Here is a 4289-nt window from a genome sequence, read left to right as displayed (position 1 = left end):
GCAGCGTGTTCGACAGTTGTAGGAGGGCGGGGGGAATCTGCTCGCCGAACACGGCCGCCGCCTGGCTGCCGCCCACCACGAGCAGGCGGATCGGGCCGCCCAGCGGCGGATAGGGGGCGCCGGCGGCCGCGGCGATCTCGGGCCGCACCGGCGGGCCCGTCAGCACGAACTTCGCGGCGTCCGGGCCTCGATGCTCGATCGGAAACGAGAGCGCGACCCGCGTCGCCGCGCCCAGCAGCTTCTGGTTCGCCAGGCTGAACTTTGTCGCCTGCTCGTGCAGAAGCAGGGGCAACCCAAGGCTCTTGGCGGCCAGAGCCGGCGCGAACGAAGGATAGCCGCCGAACCCGACAAGCCCACGCGCTCGTCGCTCACGCAGAATTCGCCTCGCCTTCCAGGTGGCGGTTGCGATCACTGCAGCGGCGCGAGCCTTCCCAGCCGCACCGCCGCCGAGCTGGGACGCCGGAACAGCTACAGTGTCGCCGCAGGCCCGGCCGGCGAAGGCCGCGCCGCGAGCGTCGGTGAGCAACGTCACCTGCCAGCCGCGCCGCCTCAGTTCGCTCGCCAACGCCTGCGCGGGGAACAGATGCCCGCCCGTACCGCCGGCGGCCAGGGCAGCTGCTTTGTGCGGCATCAAGTATTCTCCCGCGCGAAGGGTCACCCGCACGAGCACCATGCGCAAGCGCGCCCTCGTCCCTCGCGGCGCCCTGCTTGACGTTGACGCAAACGTTAGCCTACCGTTTCGCCATCGCGCAGAGACGCGTGATCGGGAGACGCCCATGACTGCGGACCTTCGCCGCCCCCACCGCACCTTCACGATCCGGCAGCTGTGCCAGGAATTCAAATGCACGCCGCGGGCTCTGCGCTTCTATGAGGACAAGGGCCTGCTGAACCCCGCCCGGGACGGCATGAACCGGGTCTACTCCTACAAGGACCGCGCCCGGCTGCAGCTGATCCTGCGCGGCAAGCGGGTCGGCCTGGCGCTGGCCGAGATCCGCGAGATTCTCGACCTCTATAACGTCGGCGACGGCGGCGCGACGCAGGCGGCCAAGTCGCTGAAGAAGTTCCAGGAGCGGATCGTCGCGCTGGAGGCCCAGCGGGTCGACATCGACAACGCCATCGCCGAACTCAAGGCCGGCGTCGCGCAGATGGAGAAGCAGCTGGCCGAGACCCGGCCGGACCTGCTGCCCCAGGCCGCCGACTACGAGCAGGTGCTGCGCCGGCGCCTCGATCCCGAGCACGCCCACTAACTTTCGCGTTGACGGGCCCGGCGCGCCTGGCCCGCCGGAGTTCGCATGACCTACACGCCGCCGATCCGCGACCAGGCCTTCCTGCTGCGCGACCTCCTGGAGATCGACCGCTACGCCAACCTGCCCGGCTTCTCCGACGCCGCCGGCGAGGTGCTGGACCAGATCCTGGAGAGCGCCGGGCAATATGCGGCCGAGGTGCTGGCCCCGCTGAATGCGGTGGGCGACAAGGAGGGCTGCACCTGGAGTCCGGACCACACGGTCAAAACGCCGACCGGGTTCGCCGCCGCCTACCGGCAGCTGGTGGAGGGGGGCTGGATGGCGCTGGGCGCCGACGCGGCCTACGGCGGCCAAGGGCTGCCGCATGTGGTCAACCTGGCCTTCTCGGAGATGATGAGCGGGGCCAACATGGCCTTCGGCATGTATCCCGGCCTGACTCACGGCGCCTATTCGGCCATCGCGGTCGGCGGCTCCGACGCCCAGAAGCAGCTCTACCTGCCGAAGCTCGCCACCGGCCAGTGGTGCGGCACCATGAACCTGACAGAGCCGCACTGCGGCACGGACCTGGGGCTGATCCGCACCAAGGCGACGCCCCAGCCGGACGGGACCTACCGCATCAGCGGCCAGAAGATCTGGATCAGCGGCGGCGAGCACGACATGGCGGAGAACATCGTCCATCTGGTGCTGGCGCGCATCGAGGGCGCCCCGGCCGGTACGCGGGGGATCAGCCTGTTCATCGTTCCGAAGTTCATCCCCGACGCCGACGGCCATCCCGGCGAGCGCAACCGCGTGTTCTGTGCGGGCCTGGAAGAAAAGATGGGCATCCACGGCAACGCCACCTGCGTGATGCAGCATGAGGAGGCCACAGCCTGGCTGGTCGGCGAGGAGAACCGCGGCCTGCAGGTGATGTTCGTGATGATGAACGAGGCGCGGATCGGGGTGGGGCTGCAGGCCATCGCCCAGGCCGAGGCCGCCTACCAGGCCGCCGCCGCCTTCGCCAAGGAGCGGCTGCAGATGCGGTCGCTGACCGGTCCGAAGAACCCGGAGGGCCCGGCCGACCCGATCATCGTCCACCCCGACGTGCGCCGCATGCTGATGGACGTCCGGGCGATCGTGGAGGGCGGCCGCGCCTTCCTGTTCTGGACCGCCCTGCATGGCGACCTCTCCCACGTCAGCTCCGAGGAGGACGCGCGCCGCAAGGGGGCCGACTACATGGCGCTGCTGACGCCGGTGGTGAAGGGCTTCCTGACCGACCGCGGCTTCAAGGCCTGTTCGGACGCCCTGCAGGTGCACGGCGGCTCGGGCTTCACCGAGCACTTCCCGGCCAGCCAATACGTCCGCGACACCCGTATCACCATGATCTACGAGGGCACCAACGGGGTGCAGGCGCTGGACCTGGTCGGCCGCAAGCTGGCGGCCGAGGGCGGCCGGGCGGCGATGACCTTCTTCGCCGAGATCGACGCGTTCGTCGCCGCCCACGAGGGCGACAAGGAGCTGGAGCTCTTCGTCACCCGCCTGGCCGAAGCCAAGGGCCAGTTGCAGGAGGCCACCCTGTGGCTGATGCAGAACGGGCTCATGAACCCGGAGAATGCAGGCGCGGCCTCCACCGACTACCTGCAGCTCTTCGGCCTGACGGCGCTGGCTTACATGTGGGCGCTGATGGCCAAGGCGGCGCTGACCAAGATCGCGGGCGGCGACACCGATCCCTTCTACCCCACCAAGGTCACGCTAGGGCGCTACTACATGGAGCGCATCCTGCCGGAGAGCGGGGCGCACCTGGCGAAGCTGAAGACCGGCGCGGAGCTAATGATGAAGCTGCCGGCGGAGGCCTTCTAGCCCCGCCGAAGCGGCGTTCACCCTCTTTGTTCACGGCTGCGAACCCTCGTCGTTTTACGACCCCTTAGGGTCGATGCGTAACATTGGTCTCCAAGCGGTTCTTCAGCCGCTGCTGGAGAGACCGCAAGGCATGCCGGGGGCGATCGCCGACAACGATGTCGGCCTGACCAAGACCATGCTGGCCCGGCGGCGAGGGGCGCGCCGCCGCATCGCGGTGAGCGTGGCCCATGCCGCCGCTTTCGGGCTGGTGATCGGCTGGGAGGCCGCGAGCGTCTGGCTGGCGCTCTACCTGGCGATCCAGGCCGCCGAAGTCCTGTTGTTCGATCCCGAGAACCAGGCCGGTTGGCGCCACCCCAGGGCGCTCGGCTGGGGCGTCCTAGCGATGAACTCGCTGGTCTACGGCGCGCTCGCCGTGCTGGCGGTGCAGCAGACCGGCCTTCTCGGCCTGGCGCTCGCCGGTCCCTTCCTGGCCAGCGCGGTGCTGAACGGCCTGGTCACCACGCAACGGTCGTCGACGGCCTTCATGGCTTCGATGACCCCGCTCCTGCTGTGCATGGGGGCGACGGTTTGGATGGCGCTGCGGATCTCCGGCGCGGCCAGCTTCGCCCTCGCCTCAGCGGTGATCCTGGGCTTGATGGTCTTCTCCTCCACCGTGACCTGGCGGGCCGTGGCCCGCAGCCAGGCGGTGGTCCGCGCCGCCCGCCAGGAGGCCGAGCGGCGCCGGGCGGAGGCCGAGGCCCTTACCGACGCCAAGTCGGCCTTCGTGGCCATGGTCAGCCACGAGCTGCGGACCCCGATCAGCGCCATCCTGGCCGGCGCCGAGGCGGTCGGCCGCGACCCGGCCCGCGCCGCCGACCATGCGGCCCTGATCGGCCAGGCCGGCAAGATGATGCGCGCCCTGCTGAACGACCTGCTCGACCTCTCCAAGATGGAAGCCGGGCGGATGAGCATTGAGAGCGTCAGCTTCGACCTGCCGGCCCTCGTGCGCGACGCGGTCGCCTTCTGGTCCAGCGAGGCGGCGAAGAAGGGCCTGTCCTTGACCGTCGAGGGCCTCGAGAACCTGCCTGCGCACGCCACCGGCGACCCCACCCGGCTCTCGCAGATCCTCAACAACCTGCTCTCCAACGCGATCAAGTTCACCGACCAGGGCGGCGTCAGCCTGAGCCTCGGCGCAGCGGCCGCGCCCGGCGGCGTCCACCTTCGGCTGGC

Annotated in this window: 4 protein-coding genes; 3 read left to right on the top strand and 1 reads right to left on the bottom strand. The window is 69.9% G+C overall.

The features are described 5' to 3' along the window. A partial coding sequence (locus VHK87_RS06620; protein ID WP_329634110.1) for a UDP-N-acetylglucosamine--N-acetylmuramyl-(pentapeptide) pyrophosphoryl-undecaprenol N-acetylglucosamine transferase occupies positions 1 to 673 on the bottom strand: 673 nt, incomplete at its 3' end. A 103-nt stretch (positions 674 to 776) separates the two neighbouring features. On the opposite strand from VHK87_RS06620, the gene VHK87_RS06615 reads away from it, so the two are divergent. The 3 genes from VHK87_RS06615 to VHK87_RS06605 form a co-directional block, all read left to right on the top strand. Next, positions 777 to 1247, top strand: a complete 471-nt coding sequence (locus VHK87_RS06615; protein ID WP_329634109.1) for a MerR family DNA-binding transcriptional regulator — start codon at positions 777 to 779, stop codon at positions 1245 to 1247. A 45-nt stretch (positions 1248 to 1292) separates the two neighbouring features. Beyond that, a complete protein-coding gene (locus VHK87_RS06610) occupies positions 1293 to 3080 on the top strand; it encodes an acyl-CoA dehydrogenase C-terminal domain-containing protein (protein ID WP_329634108.1) in 1788 nt (595 codons plus the stop codon). Positions 3081 to 3210: 130 nt separating this feature from the next. Then, positions 3211 to 4289, top strand: a 1079-nt coding sequence (locus VHK87_RS06605; RefSeq protein WP_329634107.1) for a sensor histidine kinase, incomplete at its 3' end; no start/stop codon positions are given.

The organism is Phenylobacterium sp. (assembly GCF_036263695.1).
Taxonomy (GTDB): Bacteria; Pseudomonadota; Alphaproteobacteria; order Caulobacterales; family Caulobacteraceae; genus Phenylobacterium.
The sequence above is the reverse complement of the archived record's forward strand: the minus strand, read 5'-3'. Positions and strand labels throughout refer to the sequence as shown.